Source organism: Antarctobacter sp., assembly GCF_034670325.1.
GTDB lineage: Bacteria > Pseudomonadota > Alphaproteobacteria > Rhodobacterales > Rhodobacteraceae > Antarctobacter.
On the sequence record NZ_JAXMNR010000003.1, the window covers coordinates 454,525 to 476,500 of the forward strand.

22 protein-coding genes and 1 tRNA gene are annotated in these 21,976 nt (G+C 63.8%); 6 read left to right on the forward strand and 17 right to left on the reverse strand.

Annotated elements, in window-relative coordinates; all coding sequences use genetic code 11:
• Positions 1-13 precede the first annotated feature (13 nt).
• Positions 14-295, forward strand: coding sequence for a YrhK family protein (locus VOI21_RS10195; RefSeq protein ID WP_323769747.1), 282 nt, complete (start codon positions 14-16; stop codon positions 293-295).
• Between the two features lie 76 nt (positions 296-371).
• Positions 372-2,777, forward strand: coding sequence for a phenylalanine--tRNA ligase subunit beta (gene pheT, locus VOI21_RS10200; protein ID WP_323769748.1), 2,406 nt, complete (start codon positions 372-374; stop codon positions 2,775-2,777).
• A gap of 79 nt (positions 2,778-2,856) precedes the next feature.
• Here pheT and VOI21_RS10205 read toward each other — a convergent pair whose 3' ends face one another.
• From VOI21_RS10205 to VOI21_RS10215, 3 genes are all read right to left on the reverse strand, one after another.
• Positions 2,857-3,309 carry an EF-hand domain-containing protein gene (locus tag VOI21_RS10205; RefSeq protein WP_323769749.1) on the reverse strand — a complete coding sequence of 151 codons (453 nt, stop codon included), beginning with the start codon at positions 3,307-3,309 and terminating at the stop codon, positions 2,857-2,859.
• Between the two features lie 137 nt (positions 3,310-3,446).
• Complete coding sequence (locus VOI21_RS10210; protein ID WP_323769750.1) at positions 3,447-3,782, reverse strand: carboxymuconolactone decarboxylase family protein; 336 nt, start codon at positions 3,780-3,782, stop codon at positions 3,447-3,449.
• A gap of 178 nt (positions 3,783-3,960) precedes the next feature.
• Complete coding sequence (locus tag VOI21_RS10215) at positions 3,961-5,646, reverse strand: acyl-CoA dehydrogenase family protein (RefSeq protein WP_323769751.1); 1,686 nt, start codon at positions 5,644-5,646, stop codon at positions 3,961-3,963.
• A gap of 238 nt (positions 5,647-5,884) precedes the next feature.
• On the opposite strand from VOI21_RS10215, the gene VOI21_RS10220 reads away from it, so the two are divergent.
• Positions 5,885-6,652: a sulfite exporter TauE/SafE family protein gene (locus VOI21_RS10220; protein ID WP_323769752.1), complete on the forward strand. Its 768-nt coding sequence runs from the start codon at positions 5,885-5,887 to the stop codon at positions 6,650-6,652.
• A gap of 5 nt (positions 6,653-6,657) precedes the next feature.
• Positions 6,658-6,975 (forward strand): hypothetical protein, encoded by a 318-nt coding sequence (locus tag VOI21_RS10225; RefSeq protein WP_323769754.1) that lies wholly within the window; start codon positions 6,658-6,660, stop codon positions 6,973-6,975.
• Positions 6,976-6,998: 23 nt separating this feature from the next.
• Here VOI21_RS10225 and VOI21_RS10230 read toward each other — a convergent pair whose 3' ends face one another.
• The 4 genes from VOI21_RS10230 to VOI21_RS10245 form a co-directional block, all read right to left on the reverse strand.
• Entirely contained in the window at positions 6,999-7,484 is a 486-nt protein-coding gene (locus VOI21_RS10230) for a DUF6653 family protein (protein ID WP_323769755.1), read from the reverse strand.
• Between the two features lie 2 nt (positions 7,485-7,486).
• Positions 7,487-9,457 (reverse strand): OmpA family protein, encoded by a 1,971-nt coding sequence (locus VOI21_RS10235; RefSeq protein ID WP_323769756.1) that lies wholly within the window; start codon positions 9,455-9,457, stop codon positions 7,487-7,489.
• Positions 9,458-9,984: 527 nt separating this feature from the next.
• Positions 9,985-10,060, reverse strand: a tRNA-Ala gene (locus VOI21_RS10240).
• A 194-nt stretch (positions 10,061-10,254) separates the two neighbouring features.
• Positions 10,255-10,578 (reverse strand): TIGR02300 family protein, encoded by a 324-nt coding sequence (locus VOI21_RS10245; RefSeq protein ID WP_323769757.1) that lies wholly within the window; start codon positions 10,576-10,578, stop codon positions 10,255-10,257.
• Between the two features lie 105 nt (positions 10,579-10,683).
• Between VOI21_RS10245 and VOI21_RS10250 the strand changes: the two genes are divergently transcribed.
• On the forward strand, positions 10,684-11,373 hold the full coding sequence (locus VOI21_RS10250; RefSeq protein ID WP_323769758.1) for a SprT family zinc-dependent metalloprotease: 690 nt from the start codon (positions 10,684-10,686) through the stop codon (positions 11,371-11,373).
• Here the strand turns inward: VOI21_RS10250 and VOI21_RS10255 are convergent.
• Complete coding sequence (locus VOI21_RS10255) at positions 11,370-11,858, reverse strand: J domain-containing protein (protein ID WP_323769759.1); 489 nt, start codon at positions 11,856-11,858, stop codon at positions 11,370-11,372. The genes VOI21_RS10250 and VOI21_RS10255 overlap by 4 nt on opposite strands.
• A 206-nt stretch (positions 11,859-12,064) precedes the next feature.
• Here VOI21_RS10255 and VOI21_RS10260 point away from each other — a divergent pair, with 206 nt between their 5' ends.
• Complete coding sequence (locus VOI21_RS10260) at positions 12,065-12,712, forward strand: GntR family transcriptional regulator (RefSeq protein ID WP_323769760.1); 648 nt, start codon at positions 12,065-12,067, stop codon at positions 12,710-12,712.
• Between the two features lie 61 nt (positions 12,713-12,773).
• On the opposite strand, the gene VOI21_RS10265 is transcribed toward VOI21_RS10260, so the two are convergent.
• The 9 genes from VOI21_RS10265 to VOI21_RS10305 form a co-directional block, all read right to left on the reverse strand.
• A complete protein-coding gene (locus tag VOI21_RS10265) occupies positions 12,774-13,187 on the reverse strand; it encodes a thioredoxin family protein (protein WP_323769761.1) in 414 nt (137 codons plus the stop codon).
• Between the two features lie 21 nt (positions 13,188-13,208).
• Entirely contained in the window at positions 13,209-13,922 is a 714-nt protein-coding gene (locus tag VOI21_RS10270) for a cytochrome c biogenesis CcdA family protein (protein WP_323769762.1), read from the reverse strand.
• 85 nt (positions 13,923-14,007) lie between these two features.
• Entirely contained in the window at positions 14,008-15,018 is a 1,011-nt protein-coding gene (locus VOI21_RS10275) for a hypothetical protein (protein WP_323769763.1), read from the reverse strand.
• 205 nt (positions 15,019-15,223) lie between these two features.
• A complete protein-coding gene (locus VOI21_RS10280; RefSeq protein ID WP_323769764.1) occupies positions 15,224-16,186 on the reverse strand; it encodes an acetyl-CoA carboxylase carboxyltransferase subunit alpha in 963 nt (320 codons plus the stop codon).
• Positions 16,187-17,075: 889 nt separating this feature from the next.
• Entirely contained in the window at positions 17,076-17,774 is a 699-nt protein-coding gene (locus VOI21_RS10285) for a GntR family transcriptional regulator (RefSeq protein ID WP_323769765.1), read from the reverse strand.
• A complete protein-coding gene (locus tag VOI21_RS10290) occupies positions 17,771-18,928 on the reverse strand; it encodes a PatB family C-S lyase (RefSeq protein ID WP_323769766.1) in 1,158 nt (385 codons plus the stop codon). The genes VOI21_RS10285 and VOI21_RS10290 overlap by 4 nt, the downstream gene beginning before the upstream one ends.
• Positions 18,928-19,677: an SDR family oxidoreductase gene (locus VOI21_RS10295; protein ID WP_323769767.1), complete on the reverse strand. Its 750-nt coding sequence runs from the start codon at positions 19,675-19,677 to the stop codon at positions 18,928-18,930. Before VOI21_RS10295 ends, VOI21_RS10290 begins: the two co-directional genes overlap by 1 nt.
• The gene (locus tag VOI21_RS10300) at positions 19,677-20,603 is read right to left on the reverse strand and encodes a dihydrodipicolinate synthase family protein (protein ID WP_323769769.1); all 927 of its coding nucleotides are present in this window, start codon (positions 20,601-20,603) and stop codon (positions 19,677-19,679) included. The genes VOI21_RS10295 and VOI21_RS10300 overlap by 1 nt, the downstream gene beginning before the upstream one ends.
• On the reverse strand, positions 20,600-21,976 hold the full coding sequence (locus VOI21_RS10305) for a dihydroorotase (protein WP_323769770.1): 1,377 nt from the start codon (positions 21,974-21,976) through the stop codon (positions 20,600-20,602). Before VOI21_RS10305 ends, VOI21_RS10300 begins: the two co-directional genes overlap by 4 nt.

Consider the following 21,976-nt stretch of genomic DNA (forward strand, 5'->3'; position numbering starts at 1 on the left):
ACAATCCCCAGCCATGCCGCTGTTTTCCCACGAGAACCGCGAGCGCAGCGCAGAATCGCGCCGCGTCTTCGCGGCCTTCGAGATCGCCCATACCATCGTCGATTTCATTGCCGCCTTCTGCTTTCTGATCGGGTCGGTGATGTTCTTCTGGGCCGCTTGGGAAACGGTGGCGATCTGGTTCTTTGTGGTCGGGTCCGCCTGTTTTGCGCTTAAGCCGACCCTGCGATTGGTGCGTGAGTTAAAGCTGGCAGCCATGGGCGACACCGACGACCTTGCCGAGCGGTTTCGCGACTGAGCGCGCGCGCCTCTTTTCACCCCCGGGCCGATCCGCTAAGCACGCGCCAACAGACGCATAGGCGGGGCACGATCCGATGAAATTCACCTTCTCCTGGCTCAAAGAGCACCTCGACACCACGGCCACGGTTGATGAGATCGCCGAGGCCCTGACCGATCTGGGGCTGGAGGTCGAAGAGGTCGTCGACCCGGCCAAGGCGCTGTCCTCCTTTACGCTGGCAAAGGTACAGGAGGCTGAACAGCATCCCGACGCCGATCGCTTGCGCGTCTGCAAGGTCATGACCGACGAGGGCGAAAAGCAGATCGTCTGCGGTGCGCCCAACGCGCGGGCCGGGATCACCGTGGTTCTGGCCAAGCCGGGCGATTATGTGCCCGGTCTGGATGTGACCCTGTCGGTCGGCAACATCCGGGGTGTTGAGAGCCACGGCATGATGGCCTCCATGCGCGAGTTGGAACTGGGTGAGGATCACGACGGCATCATCGAACTGGCCTCGGGCGAAGTTGGGCAAAAGTTCACCGACTGGCTGGCGCAGAACGATCCCTCCAAGGTCGACCCGGTGATCGAAATTGCGATCACGCCCAACCGTCAGGACGCGCTGGGCATCCACGGCATTGCGCGCGATCTGGCGGCGCGGGGGCTGGGCACGCTGAGACCGCTGAAGGTCGAGCAGGTCAAGGGAAGCTTTCCCTGTCCGATCTCCGTCACCATCGACGCCGACACGGCGGGTGAGGGCGGCTGTCACATCTTCGCCGGGCGGCTGATCAAGGGCGTCAAGAACGGGCCAAGCCCGCAGTGGTTGCAGGACCGTCTGCGCGCCATTGGGCTGCGCCCGATCTCGGCGCTGGTGGATGTGACGAACTTCTTCACCTTTGACCGCAACCGCCCGCTTCACGTCTTTGACGCGGATAAAGTCAAGGGCGGCGTCCTGCGCATCCATCGCGCCACGGGCGGCCAGACGCTGGTTGGTCTGGATGAGAAGGATTACGCCTTCTCCGACGGGCAGGTTGTGATCTCTGACGCCGAGGGCATCGAGTCGATTGGTGGCATCATGGGCGGGCTGCAAACTGGCTGCACCGAGGAGACGGTCAATGTCTTCCTTGAGGCCGCCGTCTGGGATCGCATTCAGATCGCCCACACGGGCCGCGCGCTCAAGATCAACTCCGACGCGCGCTATCGCAACGAGCGCGGCATTGACCCGGCCTACAACATGCAGGCGATGGAGGACGCGGCGCAGATGATCCTTGATCTCTGTGGCGGTGAGGCGTCCGAGGTTGTCGTGGCGGGCGAAGTGCCGGACACGGACCGTGCCTACAAGCTGGACACGGACCGCGTTGTATCGCTGGTCGGCATGGAAATCCCCGCCGACACCCAGCGCGCCACGCTGGAGGCGCTTGGCTTTCGCATGGACGGCGACATGGCGCATGTGCCGTCGTGGCGTCCCGACGTGATGGGAGAGGCCGATCTGGTCGAAGAGGTGGCGCGCATCGCCTCGCTGACCAAGCTGAAAGGCACGCCGCTGCCGCGTCTGTCCGAAGGGGTGGTGCGGCCCGTCCTGTCGCCCTCGCAGGTCCGAGAGCGTAGCGCGCGCCGCACCGTGGCGGCGCTGGGCTATAACGAATGTGTCACCTACAGCTTTGTCGATCAGGCCGCAGCGGCGCTGTTTGGGGGCGGCGACGATGCGCATATGCTCGCCAACCCGATCAGCTCGGAAATGAGCCATATGCGGCCCTCGCTGTTGCCGGGGTTGTTGCAGGCGGCGGCGCGCAATCAGGCGCGCGGCTTTGCCGATGTGGCGCTGTTCGAGGTTGGTCATGTGTTCGACGGCGGTGAGCCGGGTGAGCAGCACGTGCAGGTTGCCGGTGTGCTGGTGGGCCGAACCGGGCCAAAGGACGTACACGGTGCCGCGCGCGCCGTGGATCTGTTCGATGCCAAGGCGGATGCCGAGGCGGTTCTGGCGGCCATCGGCGCGCCCGCCAAGATGCAGATCCTGCGCGGCGGCGAAGGCTGGTGGCATCCCGGGCGGCATGGCCGCTTCTGTCTTGGCCCCAAGAAAACGCTGGGCGTCTTTGGCGAATTGCACCCCAAGGTTCTGGACGCGCTGGACATCAAAGGCCCAGCCGTGGGTTTTGTGATCTGGCCGGAACAGGTGCCGATGCCGCGCAAGTCCGGCGCAACGCGGGCGGCGCTGGTGCTGAACGACCTGCAGGCAGTCGAGCGTGACTTTGCCTTTGTGGTGGACGCAGAGGTCGAGGCGCTGACGCTGGTCAACGCGGCCGCAGGGGCCGACAAGGGGCTGATCGACGATGTGCGCGTGTTCGATGAGTTCATCGGCGGCAGTCTGGGTGAGGGCAAGAAGTCCCTTGCCATCACCGTGCGCCTGCAGCCGACCGACAAGACCCTGAAGGAAAAGGATATCGAGGCGATCTCTGCCAAGATTGTCGAGAAGGTGAGCAAGGCCACAGGCGGCACGCTGCGCGGGTGATACTTGCAGGGCGGTAGCCGCCCTGCGCTTTGGTTTCGGGGCGGCGGGGTAAACCCCGCCCTACGCCCTAATCAGCCGTTCAGTTGTTGCCCATGCCCATGCCCTTGCCGCGACCGAAGTCGGCGGTGGTGACGGCACCGTCTTCGTTTGTGTCCATCGCAGTGATCCACGCAGCGGCGTTGTCGGTAAATTCTGCGCGGCTGACCTTGCCGTCCTTGTCGGTGTCATTGCGCTCCAGCAGCATGCCATCTGCGGCGCGCATCATCGCGCCACGCCCGTGACCGCCCTGACCTGCCATGTCGGCCGCGCGTGCCTCGTCGAACAGTACGTATTCCTCGGCGTCCAGAAACCCGTCCTCATTGCTGTCGAAAGCATCAAAAACGCTGTTTCGGCGCTCTGTGGCCTCTTCGACGGTCACCTTGCCGTCGCCGTCCAAGTCCCAGTTTTCAACGAAATGCGCGCCGGGCTGGCCCTGCTGGGCAAGGGTCGGTGTGGCGGTGATCGCAAGGGCAAGTGTGAGATATCTGATCATCGGGTCCATCCGTTTTATGAGGTAACAGTCATATAACGATACCGGAATGTGATCCCGTCGCGGCAGGCTGTCGCAGGTCATGAAAATGAGAATGGCCCCCGAAGGGGCCACTCATCGCAGGATTGAAACAATCACGCTCAGGCAGAAAATTCGTCAAAAGCGGCCAGCGCCTTGGTGCCATACATGATGCCCGGCCCGCCGCCCATCTCGACACAGACCGCCAGTGTTTCGGCGATCTCTTCGCGTGTGGCCCCAAGGCGGACCAGCGCCTCGGTATGGAAAAGGATGCAGGGTTCGCAGCGGATTGCCACGGCGATGCCCAAGGCCACCAGTTCCTTGGCCTTGTGGGTCAGCGCGCCGTCGTCCTTGAGGCTTTTGGCAATAGCGCCAAACCCTTGGGCGGTGTCACCAATGGCGATGTTGAAATTTTTCACCTGCGGTTTCATCGCGGTGAGTGTGTCTTTGTAGCTCATGAAGGAGGCTCCGCTCGTTATCCTGCGGGCCTAAGATCACGACATGAGGCGCGCGTCCTTGATCGGGATCAGATCAGGGGCTTTGCCTCTCAAAGCCTGTGGACCGTTTATGCCAGAGCCAAAAAGAACGGGGCCCCGCCGGTTGGCGCGGCCCCGTCATTTGCTGGTGCCGGACGTCTCAGGCCAGCAGGCGGCGCGCGATGACCTGCGCCTGAATCTCGGCAGCTCCTTCGAAGATGTTCAGGATGCGAGCGTCGCACAGAATGCGGCTGATCCGATATTCCAGCGCAAAGCCGTTGCCACCGTGGATCTGCAAGGCGTTGTCCGCATTGGCCCAGGCCACACGGGCGCCCAGCAACTTGGCCATACCGGCCTCAAGGTCACAACGGCGGCCCTCATCCTTTTCGCGGGCCGAGAAATAGGTCAGTTGACGCGCGATCATGATTTCCACCGCCATCATCGCCAGTTTGCCGGAAACGCGGGGGAAGGCGATCAGCGATTTGCCAAACTGCTTGCGGTCGATGGCGTATTGCATACCCACGTCCAGCGCCGATTGCGCCACGCCGATGGCACGGGCAGCGGTCTGGATGCGGGCGCTCTCAAACGTTTCCATCAACTGCTTGAAGCCGTTGCCTTCCTCGCCGCCTAGCAGGTTCTCTCCCTTGACCTTGAAGTCGTCAAAGCCAAGCTCGTATTCCTTCATGCCGCGATAGCCCAACACCTCGATCTCACCGCCGGTCATGCCTTCGGTAGGGAAGGGGTCTGCGTCGGTTCCGGGGGTCTTTTCAGCGATGAACATCGACAGACCCTTGTAGTTGTCCGTCTCGCTATCGGTGCGGGCCAGCAGCGTCATGACATGCGCGCGGGCCGCATGGGTGATCCAGGTTTTGTTGCCGGTGACTCGGTAATCGCCGTTCTCATCCTTGACCGCGCGGGTCCGCAAAGAGCCGAGGTCAGAGCCGGTGTTCGGTTCGGTAAAGACGGCTGTCGGCAGGGTCTCACCGCTGGCAAAGCGGGGCAGCCATTTTTCCTTTTGCTCTTGTGTGCCGCCAGCGATCACCAGTTCGGCGGCAATCTCGGACCGGGTGCCAAGGCTGCCGACGCCGATATAGCCGCGTGACAGTTCCTCAGACACAACGCACATCGACGCCTTGGACAGACCCAGACCGCCGAATTCCTCCGGGATGGTCAAACCGAAGACGCCCATTTCGGACAGTTCCTCGATGATTTCCATCGGGATCAACTCGTCCTTGAGGTGCCAGTCATGCGCATAGGGTTCTACCTTTTCGACCGCGTAGCGGCGGAATTGGTCGCGGATCATCTCTAGTTCGTCGTCAAGGCCGGTGCGTCCTACCGTCACCTCGGCGCGACGTTCCTCCATCAACTCGACAAGGCGGGCGCGGGCACCCGGATTGTTGCCCGCCTGCATGAGATGTTCGACCTCGGCGGTCAGCATTACACGGCGTTCGTCCTGATTGAGACCCATGTCGGCAAGGCGCACGATCTCGCCCTGGTTCATCTGGATGCCGCCGTGGATCTGCGACAGGTATTCGCCAAAGGCGATCTGGTGCAGCAGTTGCTCGACCTCGCCAAAGGTGCCCTCGCTGTCCAGCGTCGTGGCCCAATGCTGCATCTGCCGCAGCGATTCGACATAGGTCGCCAGCCACGCCAGCCCGTGAGCGGCGAACTGGTTCTGTTCCACCAACGCGCCGGATACGCGACCGTCGGCCACCACCATCTCACGCACATGGCCGCGCGCGGTTTCAAGAATCGCCTCGACCGGGGCCACAGCCGCGCCGGTAAGTGTCAGAAGATCGGGCAGAATTACGCCGTCCAGAGTCAGGTCTTGTCCATCATGCGCCATGAATTCAGGTCCTCTCGTGTTGCGCCGACCCTTTCGGGGTGGCCCGGGCATGGCCAGCGCGCGTCTCTTTTTTCAGTGCGGAACATCAGAGGATCGCCCCAAGCCCGCTGTCCCGTTGGTCCTAGCTACTTTGCAGGTGCAGCGCAACAAAAATACGTTGAGCGCGTCAGTGGTGATCATTTATTGCGCAACTCAGATTCAGCGTGCAGCCGTTGGGTCACGTGCTATGACGTAAAACATGCCCGGAATCCTTGCTGATCTTACCCCGTTTGTCTTGCTCTGTGCCGTTGGAATTGCGGCACTGTCCGGTGTTATCAAGGGGCTTGTCGGATTTGCCATGCCGATGGTCCTTGTTTCGGGGCTGGGCAGTCTGATCGCGCCAGAACTGGCGCTGGCGGGATTGATCCTGCCGACCCTTGTCTCCAACGGGGTGCAGGCCCTTGCGCAGGGACCGCAGGCAGCGATGCAGTCGGTGCGGCGGTTCCGCCTGTTTCTGGGCGTCGCCTTTGTCATGTTATTGTTGTCCGCACAGATGGTGGCGATTGTGCCGACGCAAGTTCTGCTGCTGATGATCGGCGGGCCAATCACCTTTTTCGCGTTGCTGCAACTGGCGGGCTGGCAGCCACGGGTGACCGAAGGCGGGCATCGGGGGCTAGAGATCGGGATCGGGGCATTTGCCGGGTTCATCGGCGGCTTTTCGGGTGTCTGGGGGCCGCCAACGGTGGCCTACCTGACTGCACTGGGCACCGAAAAGCGCGAGCAGATGCGGGTGCAGGGGGTGATCTACGGGCTGGGCGCTGTGGCGCTGACGCTGGCGCATATCGGCTCGGGCGTGCTGAATGCGAAGACGGTCTGGCTGTCGGTGATGTTGTTGCCCCCGGCGTTGCTGGGCATGTGGATCGGGCGGCAGGCGCAGGACCGGATTGACCAAAAGGCCTTTCGACGGGCCACGTTGGTGGTGCTGTTGGTTGCAGGCTTGAACCTTGTGCGCCGGGCCTTACTCTGAGCCGCATGGTAAGTGACGATCTTTCGGCCCATGTAACGCAACTGGTGGACGGGGAACTGGCGGGCTTTGCGGTGCAGGGCCGTGGTGACCGCCTGTTGCTGGAGGATTTCGCGCGCCTTCGGGTCCGGCGGCCCCGGCCAATCACGGTGACATTCAGCGGCGGCCTGACCCAGACGTGTTACAGCGTGACCCGCTCGGACGGGGATTATTCTGTCCTGTTCATGCCGAAAGCCGGGTATTTCAGCCTCTGCGTAGACAGCGTGTTCGGGCCGCTGGACATCGGGGTGCATGGCCCCGCGCTGGGCTGTTTCGCCTCGGTCTGACGGCGGGATTCTGTGTCTCGGGTCTAGCCGTCGGGCCGCGTCATGTCGGTGTGCAGCCAGACCATCCGGTCCAGAAACCAAAGCTTGCCGCCCATCGTCAGCGCAAGACCGGCCAGCACAAGGCCGGGGTCATAGCGCCAGAGGCCAAGGGCCAGCGGAACGAAACCGATCCCGGCCAAGATATTCAGGATCATGGCCGCGCGGGCGTGATGGGCTGGAATGGGCGTCTTTTTACGTGCCAACCAGACACGCTCTCCCAGCACCCCCCGGGACATCCAGCTGGTCAGCGCGGCGGGCTCCGGGAAAAGGCGCGGGTTGAGCCATGTCCAGACCACCAGCAGGGTAAGTGCAGCCCAGATCCAAGGGCCAAGCCTGAGACGGAGCCACAGCGTCAGCGCAAGCAGCGGCAGGATGGCAACCCGGGACCAGCCGCTGAGCGGGTTGGCATGGCGCGCCCACGTCCGATCATCCATGCCCATCAGACGTTCCGTCAGGTGACCGATGTCCATGTCTAACGGTCCGTCAACGAAAGCTCGATGCGGCGGTTGCGGGCGCGGGCGGTGGCAGAGTTGGCAGGGTCAAGGGGCTGGAACTCTCCGAACCCGTTGGCGGAAAGGCGGTGCGCGGGAAATCCGCCCTCGACCAAAGCGCGCAGGACGGACAAGGCGCGGGCCTGACTGAGGTCCCAGTTGTCCGCGAAATCCCCGCCGGACCGGATTGGTATATTGTCGGTATGGCCGTCCACGCGCAGGATCCAGTCCACTTCCGCCGGGATGCGGTTTGCGACCTCGGCCAGCACGTCCGCAAGCTGTGCCAATTCCTGTTGCCCAGCCGCAGAGAGATCGGCAGAGCCGGGACGGAACAGCAATTGGTTCGGCAAGACAAAGCGTTCTCCGGCGAATTGCACTCCTTTCTGTCCGACCAACGCGTCCCGCAGTCGGCCCTTTAACTCAGAACGGTGCAGGCTCAGGCTCTTGGCCTCGGATGCCAGACGTGCGGCCAGTGCTTCGGCCTGTTTGCGCTGGGCTTCTTCTGCAAGACGCCGACGACGCTCTTCCTGCGCGACGCGGGCGAGGGCGGCGTTGAGTTCCGAGCCTAGGTTCTGCAGGCGTACGTCCGCCGCGGCGTCCCGGGCCTTGGCATCGTCCAGCACTGCCTGCAAGTCGCGCAGTTGGAGGCGCAATGTGGCGACGTTCTGGCTCAGAGCCTTGACCTGCACGTCGGCCTGCAATGCGCGATCTTCGGTCAGGACCAGCCGTTCGCGCGTGTCGCGCGCCAACGCCTCGGCCGCCAGCCGTGCGGCCAGCGCCGCAGCCAGTTGCTCTTCAAGAGCGCGCACCCTGTCGGGGTTGCCGGCACGGCCGGCCTCGCTTTCTGCCAATGCAGCCCGCAGGTTCTCGACTTCTTTCTGAACGCGGGCAGCGCGGTCCTGCGCTTTTTGCAAATCACCGGTCAGTTGGGCGACCTGTTCGTCTGCGCCCTTCAAGCCCCTCTTTGCGGCCTCCAGTTCGGCAAGCAGCCGCGCAAGGTCTTGCTGCGCTTTCTCGCGCGACTCGCGCTCTTTGCCGAGGCGAAAGCCCATGGCGGCCACTTCGTCTAGCAGTTTGCTCATGTCACGAGAGGGCGGAGCCACCGGGACCGCGTCCGGGGGCAGGGGTTCATCGACAAGAGGCGCAGCTTTCAAAATGTCGGAACTGGCAAGGATCAATCCCATGGGCACGGCAAAATTCACCGAGTCGCGGTCGGACCCTGCGTGATGCAGCGCCACCACGGCCTGCAGCGCGGCGTCGATTACCGGAGAACCGGAATTGCCCGGCAGCGTGTCGCAGGTGTGTAGCAGCCGGTCGTTCGTCAGGGCCGGGGCGTTGGCGCGGCATTTCTCACGGCTGATGCGCTGCGCCTCGCCCATCGGATGGCCGATGATCCAGAACGGATCGCCGTCGTCCGGCGCATGGGTCGACAGCTTCAGCGTGCCATAGTCCTCTGACGGATCGCCGATCACCCGCAGCACCGCATAATCCAGTTCGCGGTTCCTTTCGACCGGTTCGACGCTGACAAAATAGCGCCGGGTACCGGCCTCAACCCCTTGCCGGGTGTATCCGGCGACAAACTGGATTGCCTCGATCCGGGTGGCGCCGGTCTTGGGATTGTCGAGGATACCGGGCACGCAGTGAAAGTTGGTCAACAGGGTGGCCTTGGCCACGATAAACGCAGTGCAGGGAAAGACGCCGCTGTCGGTGAGGATGTCCAGCCGACCGACCGCGCGACCCATGCGCGCAAAGACCGATTTCGGCGAATAGGTGGCGATGGGTTCGTTGTTATAGGCCCCAAGAGCAACCTCTGGTACCGGGTTGCCGAAACTCTGCTTGCGCGACAGGACGGTGCGCCCGAATTGTGTGGCGTCAAAGCCCAAGAGGTCCTGCGCCCCAAGCGGGGCCGCCGGGATCAGGGCAAGACAGGCAATAAGCAGCGGGCGGATCATGTGGCCCCCGGATGCGGTTGACGCAAGGCAAGGATAGCGCCAATTCGCCCGCCTGTGAACGGCGCTCTACAAGGTGAAGCCGGCCGGCGACCTGCCGGAGCTTGCGAAAATGTGGGTTTCTGTCCCGGCGGCGGGACCGGCGTCCGTGTCGGTTTACGCGGTTGCGACATAGTTCATTGACTGACGTGAGCGGCATCCGGTCGTAGGCTGATCGGCGTAAGGAGGGTGAGAGGGCCGCCACCTCAAGTTTTACCGTATCGAGCAGTTCGCTTTCCTGGCCCTGTCTGTATTCAGAATACATGATGAGCGCGCCACAAAGATGAACACCAGACCGCCGGCGACCAAGAGGAGGCGGTTGTTATTCCAGGGGTCCGGCGTTGCACGTCGATCTCGCCGTCTCTAGGACAAAGGATGCGTCTATCTTCAGGCGCCGCCCGATCAATCGACGTAACCGCCCGCTGTGGCACCCATTGCCCAATGCCCCGATATTCAGAGATTTTCAAAAATATCAAGGGGGTGGGAGGGAATGGTGGAGCCTAGGGGGATCGAACCCCTGACCTCTACAATGCCATTGTAGCGCTCTCCCAGCTGAGCTAAGGCCCCGTTCCCTGGGCGACGCCACCGGCGTCGTGCCGGGGTGATTACGCAATGCCGCCGATGGGATCAAGCGGAAAATCGCGGCGGGTCAAGAATTTCGCAGCAACATTTGGCCGACAGGGCCAAAGCCGCCCTCAGAACGAAAAACGCCGGTCGGAAAACCGACCGGCGTTTTTGTAGATGCCCCGATAAGGCCTGCGTCAGGAGTCGTCGTCGTCGCTTGCGACGTCGGCGATTTCGTCCAGCGACACATCATCGTCGTCGTCTTCGTCCTCAAGAACATCGTCGTCCTCAAGCTCGACTCCGACATCATCGTCATCGACCAGTTCGACCTCTTCCTCGTCCTTCTTCGTCTTCGGATTGGCCGCATCGGCCGAGTCCGCCGCGATCATGCTGCGCTTGCCGGTTTCGAGGTTGACCACCTCACCGGTATAGGGGCTGACGATCGGGTTGCGATTCAGGTCGTAGAACCGTTTTCCAGTGGTGGGGCAGACACGCTTGGTGCCCCATTCTTCCTTGGGCATGGGTGATCCCCTTCAACTCTTGTGTCTGTCGACAATCTATGCCCCCTGCCATATCAGTTGGCGGATGTCAAAACCTTTGACCAAAGGGAGCGAGGCTAGGGGCATATGGGGCAGATTACCTTGGCTGGCAACCCATTGATCGCGGTTCAGCTGCGTCGGTCGGCGCGCGCGCGCCGTCTTAGCCTGCGGGTCTCGCGGCTGGACGGGCGTGTGACCCTGACTCTGCCCAACGCGGTGCCAGAGGCCGAGGGCGTCGCCTTTCTGCGCGCCAAGGAGGACTGGCTGCGCGGACAACTGGCGGATGTGTCCGGTCCGGTGATGGTGGGGCCGGGCGCGCGACTGCCGATCGAAGGCGTGCCGCATGAAATCCGCAGCGGTACGGGACGCACGGTGCGGCAAGAGGCGGGGCTGCTGTTGGTGCCCGGCCCGGAACAACAGGCCGCCGCGCGGTTGAAAGGCTGGTTGCGGACGCGTGCAAGGGACCGGCTGTCGGAGGCGTCAGATCGCTATGCGGCGCGGCTGGGGCGCGGCTATAGCCGCCTCACACTGCGGGACACGCGGTCTCGCTGGGGATCGTGTACCCATGACGGTGGTTTGATGTATTCTTGGCGGCTGATACTGGGCCACCCAGAGGTGCTGGACTACGTCGCCGCGCATGAGGTGGCCCATCTGGCCCATATGAATCATTCGGCGGCCTTTTGGCGGCAGGTCGAGGCGCTGTATGGCGATTGGCGCGCGCCCCGAAAATGGCTGAAAGATCATGGCACGGAGCTGCACCGATACCGGTTTGACTAGGCGTCGCGTATCATGACTGCCTCAGCGACATGGTTACAGATCTTCTGCACTTCCCTGTAGTTGCGCCGCGCGTGGTCGGCCAGAAGGTTGCCAACCTCCCGCAAGGCGGGAACGGTGGGCGCTTGGCGGCCCGGATCTTCTGAAGGGGCCGTGTCGCGGCGCGCGGTTTTTGCCCGGTTGACGGGACTGGTTCGACGCGTGCGCAGGGCGTCCTCTCGCCGGGTGCGCTCGTCTCGGGCTTCCTGACGGCGCTGGTCTTCACGCGCCTTGTGGATGCGCAGCTTTTCCGGACTGTGCCACCGCAACGAGTCGTATGCGTCGTTGATCCGCGACAGCCGCCGGGTTGCGGTCTCGATGTCGCCGCCAAGGGCGTCGGGGTGGTTTTCCTTGACCAAACGCACCCAAGCCTTTCGGATCGTGGCGAAATCATCCTGCGATGTCACGCCAAGAACGGCGTAGGCCTGTTGGGGGGCGATGCGGGTCATGGCGATACCTTTGGCGCGGTGCTGTGAGGTGGACCTCGCCGATACCGTCTGGCAAATCGGACGATGCGTCTCAAAGTGTATATAAATTCGCGGCGAATGATTTTCAGCTTGTTTCTGAACAGAAGGTTAAGAGGGGGCCGGGCGAAATTGCCCTGCGCGCCTGAGTGCAATTGACCCCCGCATGAAACGTGATCACAAATGAGACCATGCAAGGAACCCTGAGAACAGACATCGCCGCATCGGCCCATGATCGCGTCTATCGCGGCTTGCGCACGCGGATCATGCACGGCCAGATCGCACCGGGTCAGGCGTTGACCCTGCGTGGTTTAGGGCGCGAATTTGGTGTCTCGATGACTCCTGCGCGTGAGGCGATAAACAGGTTGGTCGCCGAAGGCGCGCTGCAAATGTCGACTTCGGGCCGGGTCTCGACTCCCGAACTGTCCAACGAGAGGATCGAGGAGTTGGCGGCATTGCGGGCATTGATCGAGGTGGAACTGGCCTCACGCGCGCTGCCAAGGGCGCATATCGCGTTGATCGACCGTCTGCAGACGATCAACGCCAGCATCGCCGATGTCGTGTCGAACCGCGATTCCGTGGGCTATATTCGCACCAATCTGGAATTTCACCGCACGCTGTACCTGCGCGCACAGGCCCCGGCGATGCTGGCTATGGCGGAAACCGTGTGGTTACAACTTGGGCCGACGATGCGCGCGCTTTACGGACGGCTGCGCCGCTCCGAGCCGCCGCAATATCACCGGCTTATCATCGCCGCGCTGAAAGCGGGCGATGAACCGGGCCTGCGGCTGGCGGTGCGCTCGGACGTCACGCAGGGGCTGCGGATGCTGGCGGGTTAGCCCGCTTTGGGGGCGGATAAGTCAGCGTTCTAACCGCTGATCCTGGTGGCGACGCGCGCCCTCAGGCCATTGCCGCACCAAGGGCGGTATCCATCAGCCCCTTGATCGTGCTGCGAGAGGTCTGGGCAACGATGCGACCCAATTCTTGCTCACCCTTCAGCACCACCAGCGTGGACCGGCGCGGAATGCGCAGCGACTTGGACAGTTCGGATTTGCCGTAGGCGTCCCAGTCGACGTCGATAAAGGTGATGTGCTGCTCATAAGCGGCGTTCTCGTCCTTGAGCGCCTTGATCACCCGATCCTGCGCGGCACAGGTCGAACACCAGCTTGCCTTGAAGTCGAGAAAGACGGTCTCGCCTTTGCCAAGTCGGGTCGTGACCAGTCCGGGTGTGTAGCCCAGAGGGGCGGCCGCGGCGGCAAAGGGCAGGGCAAGGGCGCTGCCAGCGGCGATGGTCATAAAAGTGCGACGGTCCATGAGTTTGTCTCCTTGAAAATGTCAGAGGGCAACCGAGAGGTCGATCAGCCAAGCGGGCAGAGCACCGACCAGCCATCCCTCGATCACGTGGTGCAGATTGAAAAACAGCGCGAGCCCGACGGCCACGAAGGTTGCGCCGAGGATCGGGCGGGCGCGGATCGCCAGCGCGCGCATTTGTGCGTTGTATCGGCCAATGGCTCCGCGCGTGCCATAGGCCAACCCAAGGATCAGGGTGGACACCCCCAGCGCGAAGAACATCATGATCAGTGCCGCCCAACCAAGATTTTGTCCCTGACTGGCAAGTGAGATAGCCCCACCCAGCGTCGGGCCGATACAGGGGCTCCAGACTGCGCCCAGCAGCATCCCGCCAAGGAACTGGCCGCGCAGCCCGCTGCGGTCCACGTGATCCATCTGCGCATCGGCGCGCGCCGACAGACCGGCGGTGGCGGTCTCCATCAGCACGGCCCCCTGTGGCAGCAAAAGCGCCAGTCCAAACAGCACCATCAGCACCGCCCCGGCCTTGGCCACGGTGTCGACGTCCAGACCAATCGCATGGCCAAAGGCGGTGATCCCCAGCCCCAGCACCACAAACGACAGGCTCAACCCGGCGGCCATCGCCAGCGGTCCCAGGCGGCTGGCCTGCAAAGCTGTGGCGATGACAATCGGCAGCACCGGCACCACGCAGGGGTTGATCAGCGTCAGCAGGCCCGCGCCATATGCGAATATCAATTCCATGGTGGGAATATCGCCAGAGTCCCGCGCGCTGTCACCCTACGATGCCCTGACGGTGCATCACTCTAGCGTGGGGAAATATTACGGCTCAGCGCCGCAGCAGGCGGGCGAGCACGCCGGGCCGGGTGGCGAATTTGTCCAGATCGGGGCCGGTGTCCGGCAGCCCACAGCGCTGCATCATACTGGCAAAAGCGGCATTGCGGGTGTCGTTGGCGATCCAGTCGCCATGCGCGACGATGGCCTGCAATGCGTGCCGGTCAAGGTCTGTCAGCATGGACCGGCGACGGCCCCGGAACATCCCCTCGATCGGGGCACCTGCCGCAAGGGCTGTCAGCAATGCGCGCACCAACCCGGCCGTGACTGCATCTGCGGCCCGCGCCTGTGGCAGGGCAGCAATGATCGTTGTGACGGTTTCGGCGCGCTGGGCCTCTGTCCCGCGCCAACGGGCAAGTTGTGCCGCGACGCGATCCGCCGTCCAAGCCTGTGAACGTCGCAACTGTCCGTCTGCCTTGTCGGTGCCGTACAAGCTGTCCGCGCCTTGCAAAGCCTGCAGCAGCACGTCACGCCGCGCGGATTCTGATGAGGTCATCCCCAACGCGGCCTCTGCCCGAACGGGCAAAGGATGCCGGGGGGACAGCCAAGCCCGCAAGACGGCGTCGGCATCGCCGGTTTCCACCGATCGGGATAGCCTGCCCAATGCATAGACGCCCGCGCGCTGAACGGCCGGGTCAGATGACGTGTCTAATGTGCTGATGATGCGCGGCGCGCTGTCGGACCATCGCTCTGGAACCTCCGCGAGCAGCATCAATAGCGGCGCGACCAGCGCCGGGGGTGCGTTGTTCAACAACCCGATTAGCTGTGGCACAGCCGCCGACACCGCCGCCATACAAGCGCCCCGAACACGCGCAGTCCCCCCGTGCTCTTCGGCATGTTCGCGGTCAGGCGGGCTGTGCCCGGCCTCGGCGCGGGCCATTTCTGCATAGAACGCTTTTGTGCTCAGCCTGTTGTCCAGCATGTACTGGCTGATTGGCGCGGCGATGGCCCGCAACAGGTGGAACAGACCGGGGGCATGGGGGCCGGGGCGAAGCGCCAGTTCCACCAGGAACGGTATCGTGGCAGGCGTTGCTGAGTACCCGCGCCGTCCCCCGTCGCAGATCGCATCGGTAAGTCGGGATAGGGCGCGTCCTGCCTGAGGCCTGCCCCCAACCGCCACTGCCCGTAACAAGGCGGGTACGTCCGTCGCCGGTCCGTATGCGTGTCTCAGCCGGGCCCAGTCCACCCGGTCCAGGCCTTCCAGCATCGGATCAGGCCGCCAATCCTTTGGAACCCATGTTCAGAAACTTGTTTCGACGCGCGCGGATCAGTTCCTCTCTGCTCATACCATCGAGGTCGGTCAAAAGGCCGTTGATCGCAGTGTGGACCGCTTTGATCGCGGTCGCAGGCGCGCGGTGCGCGCCGCCCAGCGGTTCGGGGATCACCCGGTCGCAGACGCCCAGTTGATGCAAGTCCTGCGCGGTCAGGCGCAGCGCTTCGGCGGCTTCGCGCATCTTGTCCGCGTCTTTCCACAGGATCGAGGCGCAGCCCTCGGGCGAGATCACCGAGTAGACCGCGTGTTCCAGCATCGCCACGCGGTTGCCGGTGGCAAAGGCCACCGCCCCGCCAGAGCCGCCTTCGCCGATGATCACGGAGACCAGCGGCACGCCGATTTGCAGGCATTTCTCGGTTGCGCGGGCGATCGCCTCGGACTGGCCGCGTTCCTCGGCACCCTTGCCGGGATAGGCGCCGGGCGTGTCGATCAATGTGACCACCGGCAGACCGAAACGGTCGGCCATATCCATCAGCCGGAGCGCCTTGCGGTATCCCTCAGGTCGGGCCATGCCAAAGTTGCGGGTGATGCGCGACGTGGTGTCGTGGCCCTTTTCGTGGCCGATCACCATGACCGGGCGGTCATCCAGCCGCGCCAGACCGCCCATGACGGCGTCGTCCTCGGCAAAGTTGCGGTCCCCGGCCAAGGGCGTGAACTCGGTGAACAGCGCCTCGATGTAATCCTTGCAATGGGGACGCTCGGGGTGGCGCGCGACCTGACATTTGCGCCACGGCGTAAGCTTGCCGTACAAGTCCTTGAGCAGCGTCTTGGCCTTGCCGTCCAGCGCCTTGGCCTCTGCCTCGACATCCATGTCCTCACTCTGCCGGGCCATGGCGCGCAGTTCTTCGGCCTTGCCTTCGATGTCTGCCAGCGGTTTTTCGAAGTCGAGGTAATGGGTCATCGGCGTCTCCTTGCACGGCGCTATATGACCTCGCCGCCGTCCGGATGCAATAAAGCAAGATATGTCGGTCAGTCGCGCCCTAAGGCGACGGCAGGCCGGGATTTGCTGTAGGGAAGGGGTATTTGGACAGAGAAGAAGCCGAAGAGGCGCATTTCTTTCAGGACTGTCCGCCTCATCTGGCCACGTCGCCGCGAAGATCAGGAGTGCCAAGGACGTATTGTTTGAAACTCCGCGACTGTCTCTCAATGTGGTTGGCTACCCGTTCAGCACGTGGCGGGCGCAAACCTTTGGCACCAAACGCGCGATCTTTTGGCTCGGAGGACATTTTCTTGCTCCTTTCAGGGGGTGCAGCCTCGGCTCGGCATTGGTGCGTCGCCCATTCCCAGACGACGCGGCGGCGCCGCTTGAAACCGTCCGGCCGTAACTGATGCCAGAGTTCTTCGCCGTTGCGACAGCTTTCCTGTCAGTACCACTTCAACCGCTGGAGCGAAGGTGCGAGGCTGCTGATGCCGTTGAACGCTTTGATATTGAGGGCCTCCGCCGCAGTCAGGATACTTGGACCCGGCTCGACACCGCAGGCTATTATTCTTATGGGGGCGACCGCCATGGCTCGGCCTAGATAGGCAACGAAGTCCTGAAAACGCATTGACCTACGGCCATGCCGACGTGCGAGGTGTTCTGGGACGCCCTCGCTGAAGGTCTGCGCGTTGGCCAGCCGCCGTAGATCACAGGACAGCCCAAAGACGAAGGCACGATAGTGTTCAACTTGTTGAAATCACTTATCGAGGCCACGACCTACAGGTCGAACTCTGTGCGGCCGAACAAGAACGAGGCTCGTGTGTTGTGTTCTTGAACCCGTGCCCGGATGACCAAGGTCGTCCGTCTCGGATCACAACTCCAATGTCGATGTCTCGTCCGCGATAAGAGCGGTCAGGAGGCCGCGGCGGGTGTTCTCCGTATGCAGGCCTATGGCCTCGCGTGCCGCCGCGCCGTCGCGCGTGCGCAGTGCGGCGACGATACGTATGTGGTCCTCTTGGGTCTCCGGGGTCACGTCGCGGATGGTCGCGCCCATGTGGAAGAGGCGGGTACATTCCTCAAGATAGCCGGTGATCAACGCGTGCAGCCTTGGCACTCGGGCGCCTTTTGCGATGGCTGCGTGGAAACGGTTGTTGGCCGCAACGAACTCTAGGACGGGCAGAGTCTTGTCCTGCCCGTAGGTCTCATGCGACAGCGCTTCCAGATCGTCGAGTTCCGCGTCGGACATGCGTACCGCGGCCAGTTCCGCGGCGACGCCTTCGAGCGCCTTGCGCACGGTAAAGATGTCCGTGATGTCCTTCACGGTCACCGGCGTGACCCGGTATCCACGGCGGGGGAAGGCCTCTAGCAAACCCTCCAGCGTGAGCCGCGCAAGGGCTTCACGGACCGGGGTCTTGCTCATCGACAACCGCGCGGCCAACTCCTGCTCGCCGATGTCGGTGCCCGGCCGCAAGGCGCAGGTGATGATTTCTTCGCGAAGCATTGCATATGCCTTGTCGGTGAGCGACGGTGCCTTGCTTCGGTCGCCGACGGCTTTTTGCGCCTTGGTCATGCCTGCTGTTCCCTGTATTCCTGCACTGCCTCGGCCATGCGCTGCAGCGCCTGCTCCAGCAGTTCCGGGGCACAACCGTAGTTGAGCCGCGCCCAGCCTTCCAGACCTTCGCCGAACTCCGTGCCGCAGCTTAACGCCACGCGGGCGCGATCAAGGAAAAAGCTGGCTGCTGGCGCGGGCAGGGCCAGCGCGCGAAAGTCGATCCAGGCCAGAAAGCCGGCCTCGGCGGGTTGTATCTGCGCATCGGGGATCGCTGCGGGGAGTTGCGCCGCCAGCATGTCTCGGTTAGCGGCCAGCCGGTCACGAACAGCGTCACGCCAGTCGATGCACTGCCCGTAGGCCGCACTCATGCCGGCGAGGCCAAGGATGTTGACGCTGTCGACCATGCCGCGCTTCGACGCCTCGAACCGAGCGCGCATTCCGGCCTCGGGGAGGATCGCGAAGGCGGTCTTCAGCCCCGGCACGTTCCATGTCTTCGAGGCCGCCATCAGCGTCACAGAGCGCGCGGCGATCTCAGGCGACAACGAGGCGATAGGGATGTGGCGCCGCCCGTCAAGCACCAGACCGCAATGAATCTCGTCCGAGATCAACACCATGTCGTGGCGCAGGCATAACTCGGCCCGGAATTCGAGCTCTGCGCGTGTATAGACCCGACCCGTCGGGTTCTGCGGGTTGCATAGGAGCAGCGCGTCCGAGGCCCGGGCAGCGTCTTCCAGAGCAGCGTCATCGCTGATCCAGCGGCCATGCGTGGGGCGCTGCCAGACCTCCCGAAGCGTCAGCCCCCAATGGCCCGGCGCGGCCCGCAGCGGCGCATAAACCGGCAGTTCCTGCATCGCGCTGCCGCCGGTCGAGGTGAACGCCGACAACGCCATGTTGAAACCGGGTTCGACGCCGGGCAGGAAAACCAGCCACTCCGGCTCGATCCTCCAGCCGTGGTCGCGCAGCAGGGCGTGCACCAGAACCTCGCGTTGCGCGTCCATGGCCCGTCCGTAGCCGAGCACACCTTCGTCCAATCGAGCGCGTATTGCATCGGCAATGCGCGGATCGGCGGCGAAATCCATGTCGGCCACCCAGAGCGGCAATACGTCGGCGTTATAGCGCCGCCACTTGTTGCTGTCGGTGCCGCGCCGATCCGGCGCTGTCAGCAGGCTCATCACAGGCCCCGGATCATCCCACCATCGACGCGCAGCATCGAGCCTGTGACATAGGCGGCCTGAACCGAGCAAAGGAAAGTCACCATGGCACCGAACTCCTCGGGCGTGCCGTAACGACCGGCAGGGATGGTCTTGCGGCTCGCCTCCTGAACCGCGTCGAGCGAGGTGCCGGTCTTCTCGGCCTTGATCCCGTCGAGTTGCGCCACGCGATCGGTCGCGATCCGACCGGGAAGCACCATGTTGACAGTGATGCCGTGCGGCGCGACCTCTTCGGCCAGTGTCTTGGACCAGCCCGCGATTGCGCCACGCACGCCGTTCGACAGCGCGAGGTTGGGGATCGGCTGCACGACGCCGGAAGAGCCGATCGTGACCACGCGGCCCCAGCCTTTAGCAATCATTCCGGGCAGGGAAGCGTCGGTAATGTCGAAAAGCGGACTGGCCATGGACTCAAAGGCGGCTTGCCAGGCACCTGCCCCCTGGCCCTTGGCCGGGCCGGCAGCCGGGCCACCACAATTGTTGACGAGGATGTCGACAGGTTGCTTGCCAAGGCGCTCGACCAGCGCAGAGACGGCGGCTGCATCGGACAGGTCGAGGCTCAGCCCCTCCATGTCCTCTTCAGGGGCGGTGCCGCTGCGTGAGGCCGCGATCACGTGCACGCCTTCGGCGGCCAAAAGCTTTGCGCTTGCGGCACCGAGGCCGCGGCTTGCGCCGAGCACCAGTGCGGTCTTGCCATTCAATCCAAGGTCCATCAGGTCAGTTCCTTCAGTCGTTTTTCTTGTCGGGCGAGCAGCCGCTCGACCTCGGTGATTGCTTCGGGGGCCAGCCCACCCCCCGGCGCACGCAGCGCCGCCGAGCCGATGGCTCCGCGCTTGGCCAGCACGTATTTGCGGACGGCCAGTCCCGCGCCGGGCTGCTGTTCGTACCGGACAAGCGGAAGGTAGGCGTCAAAGATGTCCTGCGCGCGGTCCATTTGGCGCTCTGTGACGAGGCGCACCACATCCGCCAGCATCTCGGGATAGCCGAACCCGGTCATCGCGCCGTCTGCGCCGCGGGCGATTTCCTCGGGCAGGAACACGCCGCCATTGCCGCAGAGGATCGAAATCCGACGCCGGCCCTCGGCCTCTGCCCGGCGCAGACGGGTGATCTTGGCGAGACCCGGCCAGTCCTCGTGCTTGAGCATGACCACCTGCGGCACATCGTCGATGATCCGGCCTAGCACCTCGTCCGAGATTTGCACGCCCGTGGCCAGCGGGAAGTCCTGCAGCACAATGGGCACGTCCGCACCAAGAGTGCGGGCGACCTGTCCGAAGTAGGCGTGGATCTGGGGGTCGGTCTTTAGCGATCCCGGCGTCGTCACCATGCATCCCGCCGCGCCCATGTCCATCACGGCCTTGCCCAGTTCACCGATCGCTGCGAGGCCGGGGGCCGAGACGCCGACGACCACGGGTTTGCCTGCGGCGCGTCGGATCACCCGTTCGGCTACCGCCTTACTTTCCGCCTGCGTCAGCTTTGGCGCTTCGCCCATCATGCCAAGGATGGTGAGTCCGTCAGCGCCCTTTTCGAAATAGAAATCGGTGACCCTGTCGAGGCTGTCGCAATCGACCTCACCGCTGTCGGTGAACGGCGTGACGGCGATGACGAAAACGCCCCGCGCGTCGGAGGTGAGCAGGCTCATTGTCCTTGTCCTTCTTCGGTGAACCATCCGCCCGCGCCGCGTTTCACATAGCGCCCGCTTCCGGGAGTGTTGAGAATGCGGCTGCCATCCCAGACGGGCTCGCCGCGCAGGTAGGTGGCGGCGACGCGGGCGGAGAAGGTCTCGCCGTCGAACGGCGACCATTTCAGCCCGTCCTCGGCGCTGGCTTCGTCATAGGTAAAAGCGCCAAGTTCGAGCACTGCGAAATCCGCATCCTTGCCCGGCGCGATTGCGCCCTTGGCGTCAAGCCCGAAGAACCGGGCAGGGCGTGTGCAGAGCTGCTCGGCCGCCAGCCGCGCGGCGTCTAGACCGCGTGACTCGGCGAGTGTGTAAAACAATGGCAGTAGCGTCTGAAGCCCGGGCACCCCGGCCCCCGCGTCGAAAATCGAGTCGGTCAGCTTGTTGTCAATCGGCCAACTCGAATGGTCCGAAGACGTGAAGGCGATCTGGCCGTCGACCATCGCCTGCCAGAGGCCGTCCACTCGTCCGGCGCGGATCGGCGGGTTCACCTTCATACGCGCACCCAGCCGCGCGCCATCGCGTGCGGCGTCGAGGCAGAGGTAGTGTACGCAGGTCTCACCGGTCGCGCGCACGCCAAGCCCCGCAAAGGCGGCAACCTGCGCGAAACCTTCGGCGCCGGTCAGGTGGACCGGATGGGCATGTGCCCCGGTGGCCTGCGCAATGGCCAGGAATTGCGCGGTGGCGGCGAGTTCGGCAGCCATCGGCCGGGCCTCGGCATGGGCCTCGATGCCGTCGCGCCGCGCGGCGCGGACTTCGGCCATGCGTGCAAGGACAATCTCCTGATCCTCGTTGTGCAGCCCCAAAGGCAAATCCGTGTCCGCAAGAAGCGCCATCATGTCGAGCATGAGATCGGGGCCAATGCGCGGGAAGCGGGTCGGGCTGCTCTCAAACGATGAGATTTTGAAGGCGCAGACCCCGCCTTCGATCAGGGCGCGCATCTCTGCGGTGCCGGTTTCGCGTGTGGCGGTCCCGTACAGCGCCATGTCGGCATGCGCATGCGCCGCGATGGCCGCCGTCTTTTCGGCAAGTCGGTCTGGCCGGTCCAGCGGCAGTGGGTTGTCGTACGGCATGTCGACCAGCGTGGTTACCCCGCCGGCAAGCGCGCCTCGGGTGGTCTCGGCGATGCCCTCCATCCCCTTGCAACTGGTGGCATGGGTTTGTCCATCGACCACACCGGGCAGGATCAGCGCTGCGCCGTGATCGACGGTTTTCTCCGCGTCTGGCGCATCCGTGCCTTGTCCTATGGCGGCGATGCGGCCCGCTTCCACGGCGACCCAGCCCCCAATCAGCGTGGCCTCGGGCGTGATGATCGTGCCGCGAAGGAGAAGGTCCAT